The organism is Pseudomonas sp. IT-P44, assembly GCF_949768225.1.
Taxonomy (GTDB): Bacteria; Pseudomonadota; Gammaproteobacteria; order Pseudomonadales; family Pseudomonadaceae; genus Aquipseudomonas; species Aquipseudomonas migulae.
In genome coordinates this window covers 39,372-58,955 of the sequence record NZ_CATKQM010000026.1, presented here as the reverse complement: position 1 = coordinate 58,955, position 19,584 = coordinate 39,372, and the positions used below count along the sequence as shown (strand labels likewise).

Sequence of the window (19,584 nt, the reverse complement as noted above, 5' to 3'; positions counted from 1 at the left end):
CAAGATTGTTCAAGCCATAGGGCGCGACTGCTGGCACAGTCAGGCGTCTTTTCCTGTTTGTAGAGCGTTATGACTCACTCACTCATGCCACGCAGCGCCTTTCTTCGCGGCGCCGCGGCGATCATGCCGTTGTCCCTGGCGACCGCGCCGTGGGGATTGCTGGCCGGCTCCATGGCCATCGAAGCCAACCTCACGCCGCTGCAAGGCCAGGGGTTGTCGAGCATCGTGTTTGCCGGGGCGGCGCAATTGGTGGCCATCGGCATGCTCAAGGGCGGTGCCGGAATCTTTTCAATTCTGCTGACCACGTTATTGCTGACGTCGCAGCATTTGCTCTACGGCATGAGCATGCGTTCGGTGATTTCGCCGCTGCCGGGTCGCTGGCGTGCTGGGCTGGGTTTTTTGCTCACCGATGAGCTGTTCGCCTTGACCAGCCAGCATGACAAACAGCAATTCAACCGCTGGTATGCCCTGGGCGTCGGCCTGACGTTTTACATCGCCTGGAACCTCTTCACGCTGGCCGGCATCGTGCTGGGCAGCAGCATTCCCGGCCTGGAACATCTGGGCCTGGACTTCTCCATCGCCGCGACCTTCATTGCCCTGATCACCCCGGTGGTGCGCAACGTACCGACCGTGGTTTGCGTAGCGGTTTCGCTGTTTTGCTCGGTGTTGTTCAGTTACTGGCAATGGGGCTCGGCGCTGGTGTTGTCGGGGTTAGCGGGCATGACGGCGGGCTTCATCTGCAACAAATTCTACGGTGGACGCACATGATGGTCTGGGCGGTGATTGTCGGTATGGGGATTCTGGTGTTCCTCAACCGTTATGTATTTCTCGAGCCGCGGCTGCCGCTGCGCCTGAGCAGCAACGCCCGGCAATTCCTCGGCTTTGCGGTGCCGGGCATGTTGACCGCGATCTGCGGCCCGATTGTGTTCATGCCGGATAAACAGCTGAACCTGCAATGGGACAACCCGTACCTGATCAGTTCACTGGTGGCGGTGGGGCTGGTGCTGTACACCCGCAACACCTTGCTCAGTATGTTGTTGAGCATGGGCTTTTTCTTTTTGCTGCGCTGGTGGCTCTGAGCCGGGAGCGCAAAACTGTTCTACGCTTAAAGTTGATGACTGATCCCTTAGGGAGAGAGGTGAGCATGGCAACTGAACAAAAGCGTCCGGATCCGGAAGATGAAGACATGGATGAACCGACGGAAGAAGAGATCGAGCGGCAGAAACGTTCGACGCCTGACTGGAAGCATCCTGACGACGGGAAGGAACTGTCAGAACCTGATAGAAAGTTTTAGCAGGCGCTCTGACCGATCTGCGCATACAACAAAGCCCCGCCAATGCGCGGGGCTTTTTTTTGCCAGTCAATCAGATCGACACATTCCAGCGAATCTGGGTAATGCCCAATTGCTGTGCTTTGATCCGTGCCGCTTCGAGGGTGGCGTGTTCGGCGATCTTGCGGCCGGATTCAGGGTAAGCATGCGCAGACGCCGAATGAATCGCTTCGACATCGGAAAAATGCACAGCCATCTTGAAAAAGTGCTGTCGCACACCGTCGAATAAGTAATGCACGGCATAGGGGACGAGTTCACTCATCTATCTCTCGTGAAGCCAGCCAGGTCAGTGGCTTAGTCGTCGAATGAAAATTCAGAGAGATCTGCGGTGAAAGTGTGATGCAGAAATAGGACTGCTGAAAAAGGAGGAGGCTCAGTGAGCCTCTACCGTTCAGAGTACGGCGACGACGGGTTCGTTCAGTTCTTTTGCCAAACGTAGGCCTGCGTGTCGTTTCAAGCGTCGTCGAGTTGCAATTCGTCGGGATGTGAGGCCCGATAGCCCAGGGTCTTGTCGATCCATGCGTTCACTTCGTTGACCATGACCGGCGGCTTGCCGGGATAGTGTATGAGCGTTGAACGCAAGGTGCCGTCAATCCCCGGAACCGATCGCAGGTTACGGGTCTTTATGTATTGCTCGATGAAACAGTCCAGCCGATAGTGCTCTGTCGTCGAAAGATAAACGCACTCCAGACCAACGACTTGATTGATTGCAAAATCGTCGCGCATTTAATTCTCTGCAAGGCTTGTTGTAGTTGGGATTTCCTTAGTTGTTGACTCGTTGGTCAACTGGGCGATGCCAATGGAAATGCGGCGCGCATGCTATCCGTAGTTATTCTAAATGTATGTATGACGATCAAATTGTCGGACAAGCGGTTGATACAGCAAAGCACCCTCTATCAGTAAGTGTTACTTGGGTGAAACAGTCTGTGTAACGTTTAAGTTATTGGTCTGCATAGCTAACAGTTATTGGCACCCGTCAGGCTGTTGGTATTGATAAGTTCATGCACTCTCGTCAATCAGCGACGCGTCTTGATTCCTCACGTTGCCTACAGCCTTGCCAACTTTGTACCACTCGAAAACTTCGCTGCCTTCGCCTTGAAACAAGGCCATCTGTTCGGCGCGTTCCGGGGGCGTGGCGGGATCGAGCCATTCCCGTGCCAGTTCCGGCGACAACACCACCGGCCGCCGGTCGTGAATGTCGAGCATGCCACCGGCGCTGTCCGCGGTAATGATCACGAAACCGTTGTCGTCTCTCGGTTCCTCGCCATCTTTGGGAAACCGGCCAATCGCGGCGCAGAAAATCGGTTCGCGGTCCTGCCGCCGGATGAGCCATGGCTGTCTCGTTGAGTCCGGCGTATCGACCCATTCGAACCAGTTGTCGATCGGCACAATCGCGCGGTGCGGCCAGATTGCGCGGAAGAACGGACCGTGGGCGACTTTCTCCACCCGTGCATTGATCGGCGCCGCACGATCCTTTGCCCAGTGCGGCCGCCATCCCCAGCGCACCTTGTCGGCCTGGAGCCCATTGCTTTCTCGATGAAACAACGCGAGTTGATTCGTCGGCGCGGCGTTGTATCTGGCCAGCGGTTCATCGCCGACATGGTTGATTAGCGCGTCGGGAATACTCAGCACCGCCACGAAGTCATGAATGCCCCGGTATTGCGAGAGTCTTCCGCACATCGAAAGAAACCTCCGACTGGAACCTTCAGCTTAGACGCTTCACCTGTAGGAGCCCGGCTTGCCGGCGATGGCGATTTCACAGACGCCATCGCCAGCAAGCCGGCTCCTACGGATTGGGGGATGTCCGGGATTGGGGATTCACGCGAACCCTGTAGGAGCCCGGCTTGCCGGCGATGGCGATCTTACGGACGCCTTCGCCGGCAAGCCGGACTCCTACGGATTGAGGGATGTTCGGGATTGGGAATTCACGCAAAACCTGTAGGAGCCGGCTTGCTGGCGATGGCGATCTTACGGACGCCTTCGCCGGCAAGCCTGGCTCCTACGGATTGGGAGATGTCCGGGATCGGGGATTCACGCAAACCCTGTAGGAGCCGGCTTGCTGGCGATGGCGATCTTGCGGACGCCATCGCCGGCAAGCCTGGCTCCTACGGATCGTCAGGATGTTAGGGATCGGGGAACGCTGGGCGATTCAAATGACGTGCGCCCGTTGCAGTTCGGTCAACGACAGGGCCTTCAATTGCGCCAGCAGCGGATCGCGCCGATCACGCGGATGGGGCAGTTGCACCGCCAGTTCCTGGCGAATGCTGCTGGGGCGATTGTCCATGACCAGGACGCGGTCGCTGAGGTACAGCGCTTCATCGACATCGTGGGTCACCAGCAGCAGGGCGATGGCGTGACGCTCGGCCAGTTGCAGCAACAGGTCTTGCAGTTTCATCCGGGTGAAGGCGTCCACCGCGCTGAACGGTTCGTCCAGCAACAACACATCGGGCCGTGAGTAGAGGCCGCGAGCAATGGCGACCCGCTGCGCCATGCCGCCGGAAAGCGCCTTGGGTAACGCTTGAGCGAACCCGCCGAGGCCGACTTCATCGATCAGTTGTGCGACCCAGGCCTTGTCATATCGGTTGTCGGCGCTGAAGCCGATGTTCTGCTCGACCGTCAGCCAGGGCATCAATCGAGGTTCCTGAAACACGAACGCGACCTCACCGGCGCTGCGATTCAGTTCACCCTGAAAGTCCTTTTCCAGACCGGCAACGATCCGCAACAACGTGCTTTTTCCGCACCCGCTGGGGCCCAGCAGGCTGACGGTTTGCCGGGGCTGCAATTGCAGGTGGATATCCCTGAGCACAGTGGTGGTGGCGAAAGTTTTGCGCTGGACGCGAATGTCCAGCAGATAATCGGTCATGGCTCAATCCTCTGTGCTTTGGCCGTTGAACGTGTCGCGCCACGCCAGGAAGCGTTTCTCCAGGCCGGCGAGAATGCCATCGCTGAGTTTGCCCAGCAGCGCCAGCACAATGATTGCTGCGAGCACGATGTCCGGGCGGGACGTCTCGCGACCGTCACTGAGCAGATAACCCAACCCTTTGGTCGCGGCGATCAGCTCCGCGGCCACCAGAAACATCCACGCCAGGCTCATGCCGCTGCGCAACCCGGTAAACAGGCCGGGCAGGGCGGCGGGCAGCAGAATCCGCCGGACCAGCCGTGTGCGACCGAAGCCATACATCTGCCCGACTTCCACCAGTTTGCGGTCGATGTCACGAATCGCCGCGACGCCGTTGAGGTACACCGGGAAGAACGCGCCGATGGCAATCAGGACGATTTTCGAGGTTTCGTCGATGCCCAGCCACAGCAACAACAGGGGCACCCAGGCCAGGCTCGGAATCGAACGCAGGCCGGCGAAGGTCGGCTCAAGCCAGGCTTCGGCTTCGCGGCTCAAACCGACCCAGGCGGCAAACACCAGTGCCAGGCCGGCGCCGATGGCGAAACCGAGCAACACGCGCAACAGGCTGGTGCTGATGTGTTTCCACAGCGCGCCTTCGGCGAGGTCTCTCAAGGTCAGGGCGATTTCGCTGGGCGCCGGCATTTGGTAGGACGGCAACCAGCCGATGCGTACGACAAATTCCAGCACCAGGAGGATCAGCACCGGCAACGCCAGACCCTTGAGACGCAAACGCCAGGCATTGTTCAAGGAAAGAGCGGCACGACGTGGCGTCGGCAGTTCGAGGGGCAGGTCTTTGCTTTTGCTGGTCATGAGATTCTCCGGTCATGACGAATCCGCGACTGGCGCGGATTCGTTGTGCCCCGTTGGCGGTGATTTACTGACGGGCCACGGTTTCCTTGAAGCCGGTGTCGATCAACTGATCGATGACCTGATCGACATTCACCCCACGACGCACCAGTTCTTCGGACACCAGAATCGGCGCGGCGGCCTTGGAGGCGATCACATCCCTGGCGGTCAGTTGCGGGCTGCTCAGGTCAGTGCGGGACAGTTGCAGCTTGGCCACTTCCAGCGGCAGACCGGATTCGGTAGCGAGCAGTTTCGCCAGTTCGTCAGGGTTTTTTACCGCCCAGTCGCGGGCCTTTTCGTACGCATTCAGTACGGTTTCGATGGTCTGCGGGTGCTCTTTCGCATAAGTGTCAGTAACGCTGACTACGCCATAACTGTTGAAGTTGGTGTTGCGATACAACAGGCGCGAACCGGCCTGGACCTTGCTGGCGGCCATGTGTGGGTCGAGGCCGGCCCAGGCGTCGACGTCGCCTTTTTCCAGGGCCGTGCGGCCATCCGGGTGCTGCAAGTGCACCAGTTCCACATCGTCTTTGCTCAGGCCGGCCTGTTGCAGGCTGCGCAGGGTGAACAGGTACGGGTCGGTGCCTTTGGTGGCGGCGATTTTCTTGCCTTTCAGGTCGGCGACGGTCTGGTAGGGCGAATCCTTGCGCACCACCAATGCGGTCCATTCGGCGCGGCTGTAGACGTAAACCGATTTGATCGGGCTGCCATTGGCGCGGCTGAGCACGGCGGCGAGGCTGGCGGAGGAGGCGAAATCAACGCCGCCGCTGTTGAGGTACTCCAGCGAGCGGTTGCTGCCCTGACTCAGCACCCAACTGACTTTGGTCTGCGGCAGGGCTTTTTCCAGAAATCCAAAGTGTTTAAGCACCAAACTCACTGGCGAGTAGTAGGCGTAATCCAGATGCACTTCGGCCGGCGGTGTTTCAGCAGCCTGCGCGGCGGGTTGCAGGCTCAAGGCCAGGGCGCAGGCGCTGAGCAGATACCTGACTTTGGGAAAGCGGAAGATGGACTTCATGGGATCGGCTCCGGACAAGGCGTTGAGTTTCTTATGTCGAAAAATTCATTTTTTATAAATGCTTCCTGCGTAAAAGGAATATTGCAGGCTCTGTGCCATGTCTTGGATATCAGGCCTTTTCAAGGCGTTGAGGCGAGGAATGAAGCAGAAGGGTGTTGCAGGGAAAACAGTCTGTCGGCTCGCTGTTGCCGGGTGAACAGTGTTGACTGACAGTCATGAGCTTATGCGTAAATCGAATTTAAAAAGCATCCAGTAAGAGCGTTATGGTCTATGCCATTCACTCTCAAGGAGCCCCCGATGAACCTGTCCAGATTCGTTCGCAGTTTGCTGACCAGTGCGTTGTTTGCTGCGCCAATGGCCTACGCCGCTGAGCCCGTTGTCCTGCATGTCGGTGATCAGAATTACTACAACGTGCGCGCTTCGGTGGAGGCTTCGGGGGTGCTGGATGGGGCGCCTTACACCGTTGACTGGAAGCATTTTCAGGCCGCTGCACCGCTGGCCGAAGCGTTGAACACCGGGGCGCTGGACGTGGGTTTTCTGGGCGATTCAGGCTTCCTGTTCCTCGCTGCAAAGCAGGCGCCGGTCAAGCTGATCGGCGTCTCGCGGCAGAACCCGGACACCATCGCCTTGCTGGTGCCCAAGGATTCGCCGGTCAAGACCATCGCCGATCTCAAGGGCAAGAAAGTTGCCTACTGGCCCGGCGCCTGGAGCCAGCAATTGACCCTGCGTGCCTTGCAATAAGCTGACCTGCCGGAGGACTACGTCGACTTTATCAAGCTGATGCCGATCGATGCCGCCGCCGCGCTGCCTCAGGGCAGCATTGATGCCTTCCCGGTCTGGGAACCCTACATTTCCCAACAGATTCTGTTCTCCGGCGCGCGACCGATTCTTACCGCCAAGAACCTCATGCCAGGCCTCAGCGCCATCGCCGCTTCGACACCCTCAATCGACAGCAAGCGCGAAGCCATCGCCGACTTCCTGGTTCGCCTGAAAAAGGCACGGGCCTGGGTCGACAATCACACCGACGAATATGCCGATCTGTGGGCGAAGAAGGCCAATCTTGACCAGAACGTCTCGCGTCACTGGTTACGCCAGGCTCACATGACCGTCGGCCCGGTGGATGCACAGGCTGCTAAGGACCTGCAAAGCACGGCGGATTTTCTGTTCAAGGTCAAAGCACTGCCGACAGCGCTGGCGACCGCGCCGATTATCGACAACTCGTTCGAGCAGGCGTTTACCCAGTAATCGACAATGCCGGGCAGCACCGGAACCAAACACTGTGTACCCTGATCCAAACCGCGCCCGCACACCTGTGCGGGCTTAACGGTCCGGCTCAAGGCACAACATGAAACAGCTGTTCAAGATTCTCAGCGCACTCGCCATTGCCGTCGGGCTGGTGGGTTGCATCGCTGCTCCCATCGAAATGACACCGCAAACCGAACAGCGTCTGCACGCGCAAGCACCGATCCGGTTTCTGCTGACGTTCGACGACGGTCCCAGCGCGTCGAGTTTCTGGAACCCGACGATGACAATCCTCGACAGCCTCGCCACCAACCCGGTGCAGCCGAACCTCAAAGCGGTGTTCTTTGTGCAGACCGGCGCGCCACGGGCGGGCGACAGCGACATCGGCCGTGAGGTCATGCGCCGCGAGCATGCCGATGGGCAGATTCTCGGTTTCCACACGGCCACCCACTGGCACACCAATCACCGTTCTCTGAGCCCGGAAGAACTGGAACAGTCATTGACCAAAGGCAGTGCCGACATCGCCGCCATCACCGGCACGCCGCCGACTCTGGTACGGCCGCCTTTCTGGAACTACGACAAACGGGTTTTCGCCGCTTATCAAAAGCACGGCATGCACGTGTTGCTGACCGACCTGAGCGCCAACGACGGCAAGATCTGGGGTTTCAACGCCAGCCCCCGGCGCCGGGCCAACATGCTGCGGCAGATGTCGGAGGTGCGCGAGCGCATCGCATTGGGTGAATTGCCGACGGTGGATGGGGTGATCCCGGTGGTGGTGACCTTTCACGACCTCAATCGCTACACCGCCCGACATGCCCGCGAATACCTGCAAATCCTTCTCGACAGTGCGCAGGCGACCGGCGTGAAAACGGCGCAGAAGCCGTTTTACGATGATCAGGCCGAACTGCAACGGGCGGCCATGGCGCGCACCGTTCGTGACAGTGCGCAGCCGGTGAAATTGCCGGGGGTCTGGAACTGGATCTGGGACGGGGACGCTCATTGAATGTTGATCTAAGTGAGAGCCGCATAACGTTCGCCGGCAGATGAATAATCCTCAATCCCGAACACCCTCACAACCTGTAGGAGTCAGCTTGCTGGCGATGGCGATCTCACGGGCGCCATCGCCAGCAAGCCGGGCTCCTACAGGTTTTGCGTGAACCCTCAATCCCGAACACCCCCGCAATTTGTAGGAGCCGGCTTACTGGCGATGGCGATCTCGCGGACGCCATCGCCGGCAAGCCGGACTCCTACAGGTTTTGCGTACACCCTCAATCCCGAGCACCCCCACAATTTGTAGGAGCCGGCTTGCCGGCGATGGCGATCTCACGGGTGCCATCGCCAGCAAGCCGGGCTCTTACAAAGCGTTCAGCTGTTGCGGCGATAATTCATCAATCATCCGCAAGCAATGATTCAACCCTGGCGACACGTCGCCCACGCGTCGGCTGAGGATGATCGGCGAGGTCGCGTTGTCTTCCAGCAGCGGCGTGAAGCCGATGTCGTCGCGGTGCAGCAATTGCACCGAGGCCGGCACCAGGGTGACGCCGATTCCTGCGCCCACCAGGCCGATGGCGGTTTGCAGTTCGTTGGTCCACTGCGCCACGTGAATGCTGACGCCATAGGACTCGAACAGCCCGATCACATGGTCGGCGTAGCTGGGGCGCGGATTGCCGGGGTACAGCACGAAAGGTTCCTTCGCCAGCTCGCGCAGGCTGATCGGCCCCGCCAGTAGCGGATGACCGGCGGGCAGGGCGGCGACCAGCCGGTCTTCGGTCAACACCGTCTGGATAATGGCCGGGTCGTCGATGCGGATGCGGCCGAAACCGATATCGATCCGACCGGCCTTGAGCGCCTGCACCTGTTGCAGCGTGGTCATTTCCGAGAGCCCCAGTTCCAGCTCCAGAGGCTCGCCGCTGCGCAAGCGGCGAATCAGTTCCGGCAGCACGCCATAGAGTGTCGACGGCGCAAAACCAATCCCCAGCCAGGTTTTTTCCCCCAGGCCGATGCGTCGCGTGTTGTCGCAGACCTTGCCCAGTTGCTCCAGCAGGGCAGTGCTGTGTTCATGGAAAAACCGCCCGGCGTCGGTCAGCTTCAGCGGCCGTCCGCGATCCAGCAGCAACACCCCGAGTTCATCCTCCAGTTGCTGAATCTGTCGGCTCAGTGGCGGCTGGGCGATGTGCAGCAGTTCGGCCGCGCGGGTGAAGTTGAGGGTTTGAGCCAACACCTGAAAATACCGCAGGTGACGCAGTTCCATGAGGCCTCCGCAAAGCAGTTTGCATACCTTAAAGGTATCAAGTCAGACCAATTCTATATTGGCTTCCCGAAAAAAGCCGTACCAGAATCGGTTCCAGAACTTTAAGAACCTGACGGGTATCGACATGCTTGCAACTGCCATTGAATCGATCGAGACGATCATCGTCGATCTGCCGACCATCCGCCCGCACAAGCTGGCGATGCACACCATGCAGAACCAGACGCTGGTGATCATTCGCGTGCGCTGCGCCGATGGCATTGAAGGCATTGGCGAATCCACCACCATCGGTGGCCTGGCGTATGGCAATGAAAGCCCGGACAGCATCAAGACCAACATCGACCGGCACTTCGCGCCGCTGCTGCTGGGTCAGGACAGCGCCAACGTCAACGCTGCGATGTTGCGCCTGGAGCGCAGCATCCGTGGCAACACCTTTGCCAAGTCAGGTATCGAAACCGCGTTGCTCGATGCCCAGGGCAAACGCCTTGGCCTGCCGGTCAGCGAACTGCTGGGCGGCCGCGTTCGGGATGCGCTGCCAGTGGCCTGGACCCTGGCCAGCGGTGACACCGACAAGGACATCGCCGAAGCGGAAAAAATGCTCGACCTGCGCCGCCATCGCATCTTCAAACTGAAAATCGGTGCCGGCGAAGTCAATCGCGATCTGGCCCACGTCATCGCGATCAAGAAAGCCCTCGGCGATCGCGCCAGCGTGCGGGTCGACGTCAATCAGGCCTGGGATGAAGCCGTCGCATTACGCGCCTGCCGGATTCTCGGCAGCAACGGCATCGACCTGATCGAGCAGCCGATCTCGCGCAATAACCGCTCGGGCATGGCGCGCCTGAACGCCATCAGCCCGGCGCCGATCATGGCCGATGAATCCATCGAATGCGTGGAAGATGCGTTCAACCTGGCCCGTGAAGGCGCGGCTTCGGTGTTCGCCCTGAAGATTGCCAAGAACGGCGGCCCACGCGCCGTGCTGCGGACCGCCGCGATTGCCGAAGCGGCGGGCATCGGCCTGTACGGCGGCACCATGCTTGAAGGTGGTCTGGGCACCATGGCGTCGGCCCATGCCTTCGTCACGTTGAACAAACTGGCGTGGGACACCGAGCTGTTCGGCCCGCTGCTGTTGACCGAAGACATTCTCAGCGAGCCGCTGGTCTATCGCGATTTCGAGCTGCACGTGCCGAAAACCCCGGGGCTGGGCCTGAACCTCGATGAAGAACGCCTGGCGTTTTTCCGTCGCGACAAGACATCCACTGCCATTCATCAAGCCTGAGGAGAGCATTATGCTGTTCCACGTAAAGATGACCGTGAATTTGCCGGTCGACATGAACCCCGAACGCGCCGCGCAGCTCAAGGCTGACGAAAAAGCCCTGGCCCAGCGTCTGCAGGATCAAGGTAAGTGGCGTCACCTGTGGCGCATTGCCGGGCTCTATGCCAATTACAGCGTGTTCGATGTCGACAGCGTTCAAGAGCTGCACGACTTGCTCATGCAATTGCCGCTGTACCCGTACATGGCGATCGAAGTCACCGCGATGTGCCGGCATCCTTCTTCCATCCGCGAGGATGACCGCTGAACCTGGCCTGTTCAGTTCGCCACGCTAATAATTACAAGATGAGGAACCCATAAAATGAACGTAAAAATTTCCCACACTGCCAAAGCCCAGAAGTTTCTCGAAGAGGCCAGCGGCCTGCACAACGATGCCGGCAATCCGCGCACCAAAGCCCTGATCTACCGCATCCTGCGTGATTCGGTGAACATCATCGAAGACCTCGCCGTGACCCCGGAAGAGTTCTGGAAAGCCGTCAATTACCTCAATGTGCTGGGTGCGCGCCAGGAGGCTGGACTGGTGGTGGCCGGGTTGGGCCTGGAACACTACCTCGACCTGCTGATGGACGCCGAAGACGAACAGGCCGGCAAGGCTGGCGGCACGCCGCGCACCATCGAAGGCCCGCTGTACGTGGCCGGTGCGCCGTTGTCCCAAGGTGAAGCGCGTCTGGATGATGGCCTCGATCCGGGTGTGACGCTGTTCATGCAGGGCCGTGTGTTCAACACCGCCGGCGAACCGTTGGCCGGTGCGATTGTGGATGTCTGGCACGCCAATACCGGCGGCACTTATTCGTACTTCGATACCACGCAATCTGAATTCAACTTGCGTCGGCGCATCGTCACCGACGCCGAAGGTCGCTACCGCTTCCGCAGCATCGTGCCGTCGGGTTACGGCTGCCCGCCGGACGGTCCGACTCAGCAACTGCTCGATCAACTGGGCCGTCACGGCCAGCGTCCGGCGCACGTGCACTTCTTCATCTCGGCGCCGGATCATCGTCACCTGACCACCCAGATCAACCTCGACGGCGATCAATACCTGCACGACGATTTCGCCTACGCCACCCGTGACGAGCTGATCGCGAAAATCACCTTCAGCGATGATCAACAACGCGCAGCGGCGCATGGCGTCAGCGGTCGTTTTGCCGAGATCGAATTCGATTTCACCTTGCAATCGTCCGCCCAGCCGCAAGAGCAGCAGCGCCACGAGCGGGTTCGCGCGCTGGAGGATTGATTCCAGCTTGGCGATGACTGACACACCGCTTTCGCGAGCAGGCTCGCTCCCACATTCGACCGTGTTTCTTCAGTGGGACTACGGTCAAAATGTGGGAGCGGGCTTGCTCGCGAAAGGGCCAGAATATTCCACATGTCGATCAACTGACACACCGCTGCAAGCACTGCCTTAGAATGACCCGACGCACCCCATAAAAACAACGAGAGTGACCCGATGATGCAAGCGCAACTGTTGAGTCAGCGCAGCTCCGTATTCGACCATGCCGACCCGTACGCGGTGTCGGGCTACGTCAATCAGCATGTCGGTAATCATTGCATCCTGATGCCGCGCGCCGGGCAACCCCTGGCCAGTCTCAATCATCGCAAGTTTGCCAGCCTCGACCTGTGCCGCATCAGCTATGGCGGCAGCGTGCGGGTCACCTCGGGCGCACTGGAAAGCATCTATCACCTGCAAGTGTTGCTGCGTGGCAACTGCCTGTGGCGCGGGCACGGTCAGGAACATTACTTCGCGCCTGGCGAGTTGCTGCTGATCAATCCCGACGATCCGGTGGACCTGACGTACTCTGACGATTGCGAAAAATTCATCCTCAAAGTTCCCACGACGTTGCTTGAGTCCGTGTGCGACGAGCAGCGCTGGCGCTATCCGGGGCAGGGTGTGCGGTTTCTGGAGAACCGTTACCAGCTCAATGAACTCGAAGGGTTTGTCGGGCTGCTGGCGATGATTTGCCAGGAGGCCGAGGCCACCGAGCAGATTCCCAAAGTGCAGGAGCATTACGCACAGATCATCGTCAGCAAGATGCTCAGCCTGATGCAGACCAACGTCAGCCGCATCAACCTCGGCTCACAGACGGCCACGTTCGAGGTGATTGCCGACTACATCGCACGCCACCTCAAGCAGGACATCGACAGTGAAGAACTGGCGCGTCAGGCACGGATGAGCCTGCGTTCACTGTATGGCTTGTTCGAACGCAACGCCGGCACTACGCCGAAAAACTACATCCGGCAGAAACGTCTGGAGCGTATCAATGCCTGTTTGAGCGACCCGACCTGTAATGTGCGTAACGTTACGGAAGTGGCGATGGATTATGGGTTTTTGCATTTGGGGCGATTCTCCGACAACTACCGCAAACAGTTCGGCGAGTTACCGTCGGACACCCTCAAACGCCGCGAGTGATCGCAGGTACACCACGAACTGTAGGAGCCGGCTTGCTGGCGATTCAAACGACGCGGTCTATCTGACACGCCGCATCGCCTGAATCGCCAGCAAGCCGGCTCCTACAGAATGGTGGTGTGTCTGGCACACCGCGTTGCGTCGATCGCCGGCAAGCCGGCTCCTACATCGGTCTTTGCACTAAACGGATAAAGGTCTGCACCCAGCGGATAGTCCACCCCATTGCCCCGTCCTAGCATGAGCCTTGCCTGAACAATAACAATGGAGGCGGCGGCCATGACCCTGCGACCCGAATATCTTCAATCCTTGCTCGAGGACGATCCAGAACAAGGCATCTACCGCTGCAAGCGCGAGATGTTCACCGATCCGCGGCTGTTCGATCTTGAGATGGAATACATCTTCGAAGGCAACTGGCTGTACCTGGCGCACGAAAGCCAGATCCCCAACAAAAACGATTTCTACACCACCACCATGGGGCGCCAGTCGATCTTCATCGCGCGCAACAAGGACGGTGAGCTGAACGCCTTTATCAACGCCTGCAGTCACCGTGGCGCGATGCTTTGCCGACACAAGTCCGGCAACAAAAGCTCGTACACCTGCCCGTTTCATGGCTGGACCTTCAACAACTCCGGCAAACTGCTGAAAGTAAAAGACCCGGCAGCGGCCGGCTACCCGGCGAGCTTCAACTGCGAAGGCTCCCACGACCTGACCAAAGTCGCCCGTTTCGAATCCTATCGCGGCTTCCTGTTCGGCAGCCTCAAGGCTGACGTGGTGCCGCTGGTTGAGCATTTGGGCGAGTCGGCGAAGATCATCGACATGATCGTCGACCAGTCCGCCGACGGCCTGGAAGTGCTGCGCGGTTCGTCCAGCTACATCTACGAAGGCAACTGGAAACTCACCGCCGAAAACGGCGCCGACGGTTACCACGTCAGCTCGGTGCACTGGAACTACGCCGCCACCCAGAACCAGCGCAAACAGCGCGAGGCCGGCGACACCAACCCGACCATGAGCGCCGGCAGCTGGGCCAAGCAGGGCGGTGGTTTCTACTCGTTCGACAAAGGCCACATGCTGCTCTGGACCCGTTGGGCCAACCCTGAAGACCGTCCGCTGTACGAACGTCGCGATGAGCTGGCCAAGGACTTCGGCAAGGCTCGCGCCGACTGGATGATCGAAAACTCGCGCAACCTGTGCCTGTACCCGAACGTGTACCTGATGGACCAGTTCAGCTCGCAGATCCGCATCGCCCGGCCGATCTCGGTCAACCGTACGGAAATCACCATTTACTGCATCGCCCCCAAAGGCGAAAGCGATCACGCCCGTTCGAGCCGGATTCGTCAGTACGAGGATTTCTTCAACGTCAGCGGCATGGCCACCCCGGACGATCTGGAAGAGTTCCGCTCCTGCCAGACCGGTTACCAGGGCAGCGTGACCGCCTGGAACGACATGTCCCGTGGCGCCGAGCACTGGGTCGAAGGCGCCGATGAGGCGGCGAAGGAAATTGACCTGCATCCGTTGCTCAGCGGTGTGCGCACCGAGGACGAAGGCCTGTTCGTGTTGCAGCACAAGTATTGGCAGCAAACCATGCTCAAGGCCCTGGCTGCCGAGCAATCGAAGCTGATTGCCGTGGAGACCGTGTAATGACCATCACCTATGAAACCGTGCGCGACTTTCTCTACCGCGAAGCGCGCTACCTCGATGACCGGCAATGGGACGAATGGCTGGAGTTGTACGCCACGGATGCGACGTTCTGGATGCCGTCCTGGGACGACAACGACGAACTGACTGAAGACCCGCAACGGGAAATTTCGCTGATCTGGTACGGCAACCGCACGGGTCTGGAAGACCGCATCTTCCGTATCAAGACCGAGCGTTCCAGCGCCACCGTGCCGGACACCCGCACCTCGCACAACATCAGCAACATCGAGCTTCTGGAACAGGCGGACGGCCTGTGCAAGGTGCGCTTCAACTGGCACACCTTGAGCTTTCGCTACAAGACCGTCGACAGCTATTTCGGCAGCAGTTTCTACACCCTCGATATGCGCGGCGAAAACCCGCTGATCAAGGCCAAGAAAGTGATCCTGAAGAACGACTACGTTCGCCAGGTCATCGATGTTTACCACCTGTGAGGCGGCCGTCATGACTCATTCCATCGCATTTAATTTCGAAGACGGCGTCACCCGTTTCATCGACGCCAACGCCGGCGAAACCGTGGCCGACGCCGCGTACCGTCAAGGCATCAACATTCCGCTGGATTGCCGCGACGGCGCCTGTGGTACGTGCAAATGTTTCGCCGAAGCCGGCCGTTACGACCTGGGCGAGGAATACATCGAGGACGCGCTCACGGCTGAGGAAGCCGAACAGGGTTTTGTTCTGACCTGCCAGATGCGCGCCCAGAGCGATTGCGTGGTGCGGGTGCCGGCCTCCTCGGAAGTCTGCCGCACCCAGCAGGCCAGTTTTGAAGCGACCATCAGCGCCGTGCGCCAGTTGTCCGACAGCACCATCGCACTGTCGATCAAGGGCGATGCCCTGAGCAAACTGGCGTTTCTGCCGGGGCAGTACGTGAACCTCGGGGTTCCCGGCAGCGAGCAGACCCGCGCTTATTCGTTCAGCTCGTTGCAGCGTGACGGCGAGGTCAGTTTCCTGATTCGCAATGTGCCTGGCGGTTTGATGAGCAGCTTCCTCACCGGCATGGCCAAGGCCGGCGACAGCATGAGCCTGGCCGGGCCGCTGGGCAGTTTTTATCTGCGCGACATCCGTCGGCCGTTGTTGCTGCTGGCCGGTGGTACGGGGCTTGCGCCATTCACCGCGATGCTGGAAAAAATCGCCGAGCAGGGCAGTGAACATCCGTTGCATCTGATCTACGGCGTGACCAACGATTTCGATCTGGTGGAAATGGATCGGCTGGAAGCCTTCGCCGCGCGAATCCCGAATTTCAGCTTCAGCGCCTGCGTGGCCAGCCCCGACAGCCAGCACCCGCTCAAAGGCTACGTGACCCAGCACATCGAGCCCAAACACTTGAACGAGGGCGACGTCGATGTGTACCTGTGCGGCCCGCCGCCGATGGTCGAGGCGGTCAGCCAGTACATTCGCGAGCAAGGCATTGCGCCGGTGAATTTCTACTACGAGAAGTTCGCTGCCAGCGCGGCATAAGTCGCGACACAAAACCAATGTGGGAGCGAGCCTGCTCGCGATGGTCTCCAGGACGCCGCGTCTATTCAGAAAGCACGCGTAATCGTTAACGATCATCGCGAGCAGGCTCGCTCCCACAGGGTAGATTCGCATCCGTCGTCACGAGGTACACATGAACAGATTTCACGAAAAAGTCGCGTTGATCACCGGTGCCGCCCAAGGCATCGGCCGGCGTGTTGCCGAGCGCATGGCGGCGGAAGGGGCGCGCTTGATTCTGGTCGACCGCTCCGAACTGGTGTTCGAAGTGCAGCAGCAATTGGGGAAGGACAGCCAGGTGCTCGCGCTGACCGCCGATCTTGAGCAATACGGCGAATGCAACCGTGTGATGCAAACCGCCGTCGAGCGCTTCGGTCGTCTCGACATCCTCATCAACAATGTCGGTGGGACGATCTGGGCCAAACCGTTCGAACACTACGAAGCCGAGCAGATCGAGGCTGAAGTCCGCCGCTCGCTGTTCCCGACGTTATGGTGCTGCCATGCGGCGCTGCCGTTCATGCTGGAGCAGGGCAGCGGCGCCATCGTCAACGTCTCGTCCATCGCCACGCGCAGCATCAACCGTGTGCCGTACGGTGCGGCGAAGGGCGGGGTGAATGCGCTGACCGCGTGCCTGGCGTTCGAAACCGCCGGTCGTGGCGTGCGGGTCAATGCCACGGCGCCCGGTGGCACTGAAGCGCCGCCGCGAGTGATTCCGCGCAACAGCGCCGAACAGAGCGCCGAAGAAAAAGTGTGGTACCAGCAGATCGTCGACCAGACGCTCGACAGCAGTTTGATGAAGCGCTATGGCACGCTGGATGAGCAGGCAGGCGCTATTCTGTTTCTGGCCAGCGACGAAGCGTCCTATATCACCGGCATGATCATGCCGGTGGGTGGTGGCGACCAGGGCTGACAGCGTTCGCCAACAACCCCATCAAACGGAGTCAACGTGATGAGTGAAAAACCCACGATCGTGCTGGTCCATGGTTTTTGGGGCGGTGCCGCCCACTGGAACAAGGTTATCGCCGAACTGCTGAAAAAGGGCTACACCCGCATCCGCGCGGTCGAGATGCCGCTCACGTCGTTGGCCGATGATGCCGAGCGCACGCGCAAAATGGTCGCGCAAGAGGTGGGGCCGGTGCTGTTGGTGGGGCATTCCTATGGCGGTGCGGTCATCACTGAGGCCGGCGATCAAGCGAATGTCGTGGGTCTGGTGTACATCGCCGCGTTCGCGCCGGATGCAGGTGAAAGTCCCGGCGCCATCACTCAACGGCATCCACCCGCTGCCGCCGCAAACCTGGCCCCCGACAGCGATGGTTATTTGTGGGTCAGACCGGAGCTTTACCACGAAAGCTTCTGCCAGGACCTGCCCGCAACCGAAGGATTGGTCATGGGCATCACCCAAAAAGCCCCCTTGGCCGGCACGTTTGGCGACACGATCACTACGGTGGCGTGGAAGAACAAACCGTCGTGGTATCAGGTGTCGACCGACGACCGGATGATCGCGCCGCAAAACCAGCAGTGGATGGCGGGGCGGTTGAACGCCAAAGAGATCCTGACGTTGCACGCCAGTCACGCCTCCCTTGCCTCGATGCCGGTCGAAGTGGCGGCGTTTATCGACAAGGCGGCAACGGCAGTGGCCAAGGCCTGATCCACCTTACAGGCGACGCTGAAACGCTCTGACGATTCGCAACGTGGCGTCGCTGGTGTTCAGGTTCTGCACGGCGTCCAGCGGATACCACAGGCAGTCGAATATTTCGTTTTGCGGCCGGGCTTCAGACGAGTTGAGCACCGACGCCTCGTAAACGTGGTGTCGGGTGCCGCCCGTTTCCAGTTGCATCAGGTACAGCATGTCGTCGACCCCAAGCCCGGTCTCTTCCTGAAGTTCACGCATGGCGGCGCCTGCCGCGGTTTCTCCGGGCTCGACCTTTCCGCCGGGCAACGTCCAGCGACACCTTGGCTTGCGCACCAGGAGAACGTGCCGGTCCTGCTCACAAATGACGGTTGCGCGTACTTTCATGTGTTACCTGAGTGCTTGTTGTCATAAAACAGTAATAAAAATGCAATATTCAGGCCGCCCAAGGCTGCACGGGCCTCTTGGCTGGTTAGAGGTCTCACAGGGGCTGAAAGTGCAACCGAATGGCGGAATACTGTCGCGACGTCTGGTCGGCACCTCGGCAAAGGGCGGGTGTAAGGTAGGCAGGTCAATCCTGGACATCAGTACCGAAAATGGAGGTGACTTATGAGCGTTCCGATGCTGAATAAGATGCACATGAACGGTTATGACGTACTTAGCGTGAGCAATGGCCCATGGCGGGTGTGCACCCAAGGTGACCAACTGGGCGCTTTTGCCAGCCGGGAAGAGGCACTGGCCTTTGCCGCGGCACTTCCCGGTTACAAATCCCGGGCCAAAAGGCCGGCGAGCAACCAGACGACGGTCAAGTAAAACGCTTCTAGCCCCGGTTTTTTCCGGGGCTTTTCATTTTGGCTCAGTAACCGCCGCCACCGCCGCCGGTGCTATGGGAAGACTCCCTGGCTTTTGTTTGCAGGCGGCTCCATTCCGCACAGGTGATGAAGCTCGTGTGGTCGACCTTGCCCCGGTTATCGAAACTGACGTTGTACGCTTGTTGATGGCCGGCTTTCGTCAGCTTGTAGTCATAGCAAGTGCCAGGCACAGCCGTGCGTTCGGTGATGGTGTGAGGCGGCCCGCCGATCTGCTCGACCTGATCCTTGCTCATTCCGGTCTCGACTTTGGCGACCAACGGGAGGTCGCCATAGAGGCGTGATTCAGTGCTGCAGCCCGCCAGCGCTGCCAGTACGACAACCAGCGCGAATAAAGGCTTGTTCATGGCCGCGCTCCTGTTCAGTGAGCTTTGTTGCGACTGATGGCCTTGGCTTTCACTTCTTCGGCATAGCCTGCCAATCGCTGTTCGTCGCCCTGAAACAGGTCGCACAGCCTCAGCACCGCCTGCGCATCGACATCATTGCCAGACAGCTTTAACTGATCTGCCAGGCGTAGAAGCTCGACCGCCGACCACCTCAGGTCCGATGCAACGCTTTGCAGGTCACGTCGAAGTTCGTTTTCAGATTCGTTGAGCCACATGACGATCT

The 19,584-nt window shown here is 59.6% G+C and carries 24 protein-coding genes and 1 pseudogene; 15 read left to right on the top strand and 10 right to left on the bottom strand.

The genetic code is table 11. The features are described from left to right. Nucleotides 1-69: 69 nt before the first annotated feature. The 3 genes from ACM6IO_RS15845 (at nucleotide 70) to ACM6IO_RS15835 (ending at nucleotide 1,294) form a co-directional block, all read left to right on the top strand. Nucleotides 70-768: an AzlC family ABC transporter permease gene (locus tag ACM6IO_RS15845; protein WP_032828797.1), complete on the top strand. Its 699-nt coding sequence runs from the start codon at nucleotides 70-72 to the stop codon at nucleotides 766-768. Further along, nucleotides 768-1,079 carry an AzlD domain-containing protein gene (locus tag ACM6IO_RS15840; RefSeq protein ID WP_167362959.1) on the top strand — a complete coding sequence of 104 codons (312 nt, stop codon included), beginning with the start codon at nucleotides 768-770 and terminating at the stop codon, nucleotides 1,077-1,079. Before ACM6IO_RS15845 ends, ACM6IO_RS15840 begins: the two co-directional genes overlap by 1 nt. A 65-nt stretch (nucleotides 1,080-1,144) precedes the next feature. After that, nucleotides 1,145-1,294 (top strand): hypothetical protein, encoded by a 150-nt coding sequence (locus ACM6IO_RS15835; protein WP_008043229.1) that lies wholly within the window; start codon nucleotides 1,145-1,147, stop codon nucleotides 1,292-1,294. A gap of 70 nt (nucleotides 1,295-1,364) precedes the next feature. Here the strand turns inward: ACM6IO_RS15835 and ACM6IO_RS15830 are convergent, their stop codons facing one another. The 6 genes from ACM6IO_RS15830 to ACM6IO_RS15805 all read right to left on the bottom strand — a co-directional run bounded on the left by ACM6IO_RS15830 (nucleotide 1,365) and on the right by ACM6IO_RS15805 (nucleotide 6,090). Continuing rightward, nucleotides 1,365-1,592, bottom strand: a complete 228-nt coding sequence (locus ACM6IO_RS15830) for a DUF6555 family protein (protein ID WP_192229227.1) — start codon at nucleotides 1,590-1,592, stop codon at nucleotides 1,365-1,367. 191 nt (nucleotides 1,593-1,783) lie between these two features. Next, entirely contained in the window at nucleotides 1,784-2,056 is a 273-nt protein-coding gene (locus tag ACM6IO_RS15825) for a hypothetical protein (protein WP_192229228.1), read from the bottom strand. Between the two features lie 273 nt (nucleotides 2,057-2,329). Further along, a complete protein-coding gene (locus tag ACM6IO_RS15820; RefSeq protein WP_414911818.1) occupies nucleotides 2,330-3,010 on the bottom strand; it encodes an SOS response-associated peptidase in 681 nt (226 codons plus the stop codon). 469 nt (nucleotides 3,011-3,479) lie between these two features. Beyond that, entirely contained in the window at nucleotides 3,480-4,193 is a 714-nt protein-coding gene (locus ACM6IO_RS15815; RefSeq protein WP_414911817.1) for an ABC transporter ATP-binding protein, read from the bottom strand. A 3-nt stretch (nucleotides 4,194-4,196) separates the two neighbouring features. Beyond that, entirely contained in the window at nucleotides 4,197-5,039 is an 843-nt protein-coding gene (locus ACM6IO_RS15810; protein ID WP_008043238.1) for an ABC transporter permease, read from the bottom strand. Nucleotides 5,040-5,103: 64 nt separating this feature from the next. Further along, nucleotides 5,104-6,090, bottom strand: coding sequence for an aliphatic sulfonate ABC transporter substrate-binding protein (locus ACM6IO_RS15805; protein WP_414911816.1), 987 nt, complete (start codon nucleotides 6,088-6,090; stop codon nucleotides 5,104-5,106). Between the two features lie 354 nt (nucleotides 6,091-6,444). On the opposite strand from ACM6IO_RS15805, the pseudogene ACM6IO_RS15800 reads away from it, so the two are divergent. Next, nucleotides 6,445-7,335, top strand: a pseudogene (locus ACM6IO_RS15800) (ABC transporter substrate-binding protein). Nucleotides 7,336-7,435: 100 nt separating this feature from the next. Further along, nucleotides 7,436-8,335, top strand: coding sequence for a polysaccharide deacetylase family protein (locus ACM6IO_RS15795; RefSeq protein ID WP_414911815.1), 900 nt, complete (start codon nucleotides 7,436-7,438; stop codon nucleotides 8,333-8,335). Between the two features lie 351 nt (nucleotides 8,336-8,686). Here ACM6IO_RS15795 and ACM6IO_RS15790 read toward each other — a convergent pair whose 3' ends face one another. Beyond that, entirely contained in the window at nucleotides 8,687-9,583 is an 897-nt protein-coding gene (locus ACM6IO_RS15790; protein WP_008029078.1) for a LysR family transcriptional regulator, read from the bottom strand. A 124-nt stretch (nucleotides 9,584-9,707) separates the two neighbouring features. On the opposite strand from ACM6IO_RS15790, the gene ACM6IO_RS15785 reads away from it, so the two are divergent. The 9 genes from ACM6IO_RS15785 (at nucleotide 9,708) to ACM6IO_RS15745 (ending at nucleotide 18,124) form a co-directional block, all read left to right on the top strand. Continuing rightward, the gene (locus ACM6IO_RS15785; protein ID WP_008029080.1) at nucleotides 9,708-10,856 is read left to right on the top strand and encodes a muconate cycloisomerase family protein; all 1,149 of its coding nucleotides are present in this window, start codon (nucleotides 9,708-9,710) and stop codon (nucleotides 10,854-10,856) included. Nucleotides 10,857-10,866: 10 nt separating this feature from the next. After that, a complete protein-coding gene (catC, locus tag ACM6IO_RS15780; RefSeq protein WP_008029082.1) occupies nucleotides 10,867-11,157 on the top strand; it encodes a muconolactone Delta-isomerase in 291 nt (96 codons plus the stop codon). Between the two features lie 54 nt (nucleotides 11,158-11,211). Then, nucleotides 11,212-12,141 (top strand): catechol 1,2-dioxygenase, encoded by a 930-nt coding sequence (catA, locus tag ACM6IO_RS15775; protein ID WP_414911814.1) that lies wholly within the window; start codon nucleotides 11,212-11,214, stop codon nucleotides 12,139-12,141. A 213-nt stretch (nucleotides 12,142-12,354) separates the two neighbouring features. After that, the gene (locus tag ACM6IO_RS15770; RefSeq protein ID WP_008044866.1) at nucleotides 12,355-13,314 is read left to right on the top strand and encodes an AraC family transcriptional regulator; all 960 of its coding nucleotides are present in this window, start codon (nucleotides 12,355-12,357) and stop codon (nucleotides 13,312-13,314) included. A gap of 273 nt (nucleotides 13,315-13,587) precedes the next feature. Further along, nucleotides 13,588-14,949: a benzoate 1,2-dioxygenase large subunit gene (benA, locus tag ACM6IO_RS15765; RefSeq protein ID WP_192229240.1), complete on the top strand. Its 1,362-nt coding sequence runs from the start codon at nucleotides 13,588-13,590 to the stop codon at nucleotides 14,947-14,949. After that, on the top strand, nucleotides 14,949-15,437 hold the full coding sequence (benB, locus tag ACM6IO_RS15760) for a benzoate 1,2-dioxygenase small subunit (protein WP_008029093.1): 489 nt from the start codon (nucleotides 14,949-14,951) through the stop codon (nucleotides 15,435-15,437). Before benA ends, benB begins: the two co-directional genes overlap by 1 nt. Nucleotides 15,438-15,447: 10 nt before the next feature. Then, nucleotides 15,448-16,461, top strand: coding sequence for a benzoate 1,2-dioxygenase electron transfer component BenC (gene benC / locus ACM6IO_RS15755; RefSeq protein ID WP_192229241.1), 1,014 nt, complete (start codon nucleotides 15,448-15,450; stop codon nucleotides 16,459-16,461). Nucleotides 16,462-16,612: 151 nt separating this feature from the next. Next, nucleotides 16,613-17,386, top strand: coding sequence for a 1,6-dihydroxycyclohexa-2,4-diene-1-carboxylate dehydrogenase (locus ACM6IO_RS15750; protein WP_008029096.1), 774 nt, complete (start codon nucleotides 16,613-16,615; stop codon nucleotides 17,384-17,386). A gap of 39 nt (nucleotides 17,387-17,425) precedes the next feature. Then, a complete protein-coding gene (locus tag ACM6IO_RS15745; protein WP_414911813.1) occupies nucleotides 17,426-18,124 on the top strand; it encodes an alpha/beta hydrolase in 699 nt (232 codons plus the stop codon). Nucleotides 18,125-18,130: 6 nt separating this feature from the next. Here the strand turns inward: ACM6IO_RS15745 and ACM6IO_RS15740 are convergent, their stop codons facing one another. Beyond that, nucleotides 18,131-18,493: an NUDIX hydrolase gene (locus ACM6IO_RS15740; RefSeq protein WP_008029100.1), complete on the bottom strand. Its 363-nt coding sequence runs from the start codon at nucleotides 18,491-18,493 to the stop codon at nucleotides 18,131-18,133. A gap of 222 nt (nucleotides 18,494-18,715) precedes the next feature. Here ACM6IO_RS15740 and ACM6IO_RS15735 point away from each other — a divergent pair, with 222 nt between their 5' ends. Beyond that, nucleotides 18,716-18,919 (top strand): hypothetical protein, encoded by a 204-nt coding sequence (locus tag ACM6IO_RS15735; RefSeq protein ID WP_008029102.1) that lies wholly within the window; start codon nucleotides 18,716-18,718, stop codon nucleotides 18,917-18,919. A gap of 43 nt (nucleotides 18,920-18,962) precedes the next feature. On the opposite strand, the gene osmE is transcribed toward ACM6IO_RS15735, so the two are convergent. After that, nucleotides 18,963-19,322, bottom strand: a complete 360-nt coding sequence (osmE, locus tag ACM6IO_RS15730) for an osmotically-inducible lipoprotein OsmE (RefSeq protein ID WP_008044854.1) — start codon at nucleotides 19,320-19,322, stop codon at nucleotides 18,963-18,965. A gap of 14 nt (nucleotides 19,323-19,336) precedes the next feature. Continuing rightward, on the bottom strand, nucleotides 19,337-19,576 hold the full coding sequence (locus ACM6IO_RS15725) for a hypothetical protein (protein WP_008029106.1): 240 nt from the start codon (nucleotides 19,574-19,576) through the stop codon (nucleotides 19,337-19,339). Nucleotides 19,577-19,584: the final 8 nt, after the last annotated feature.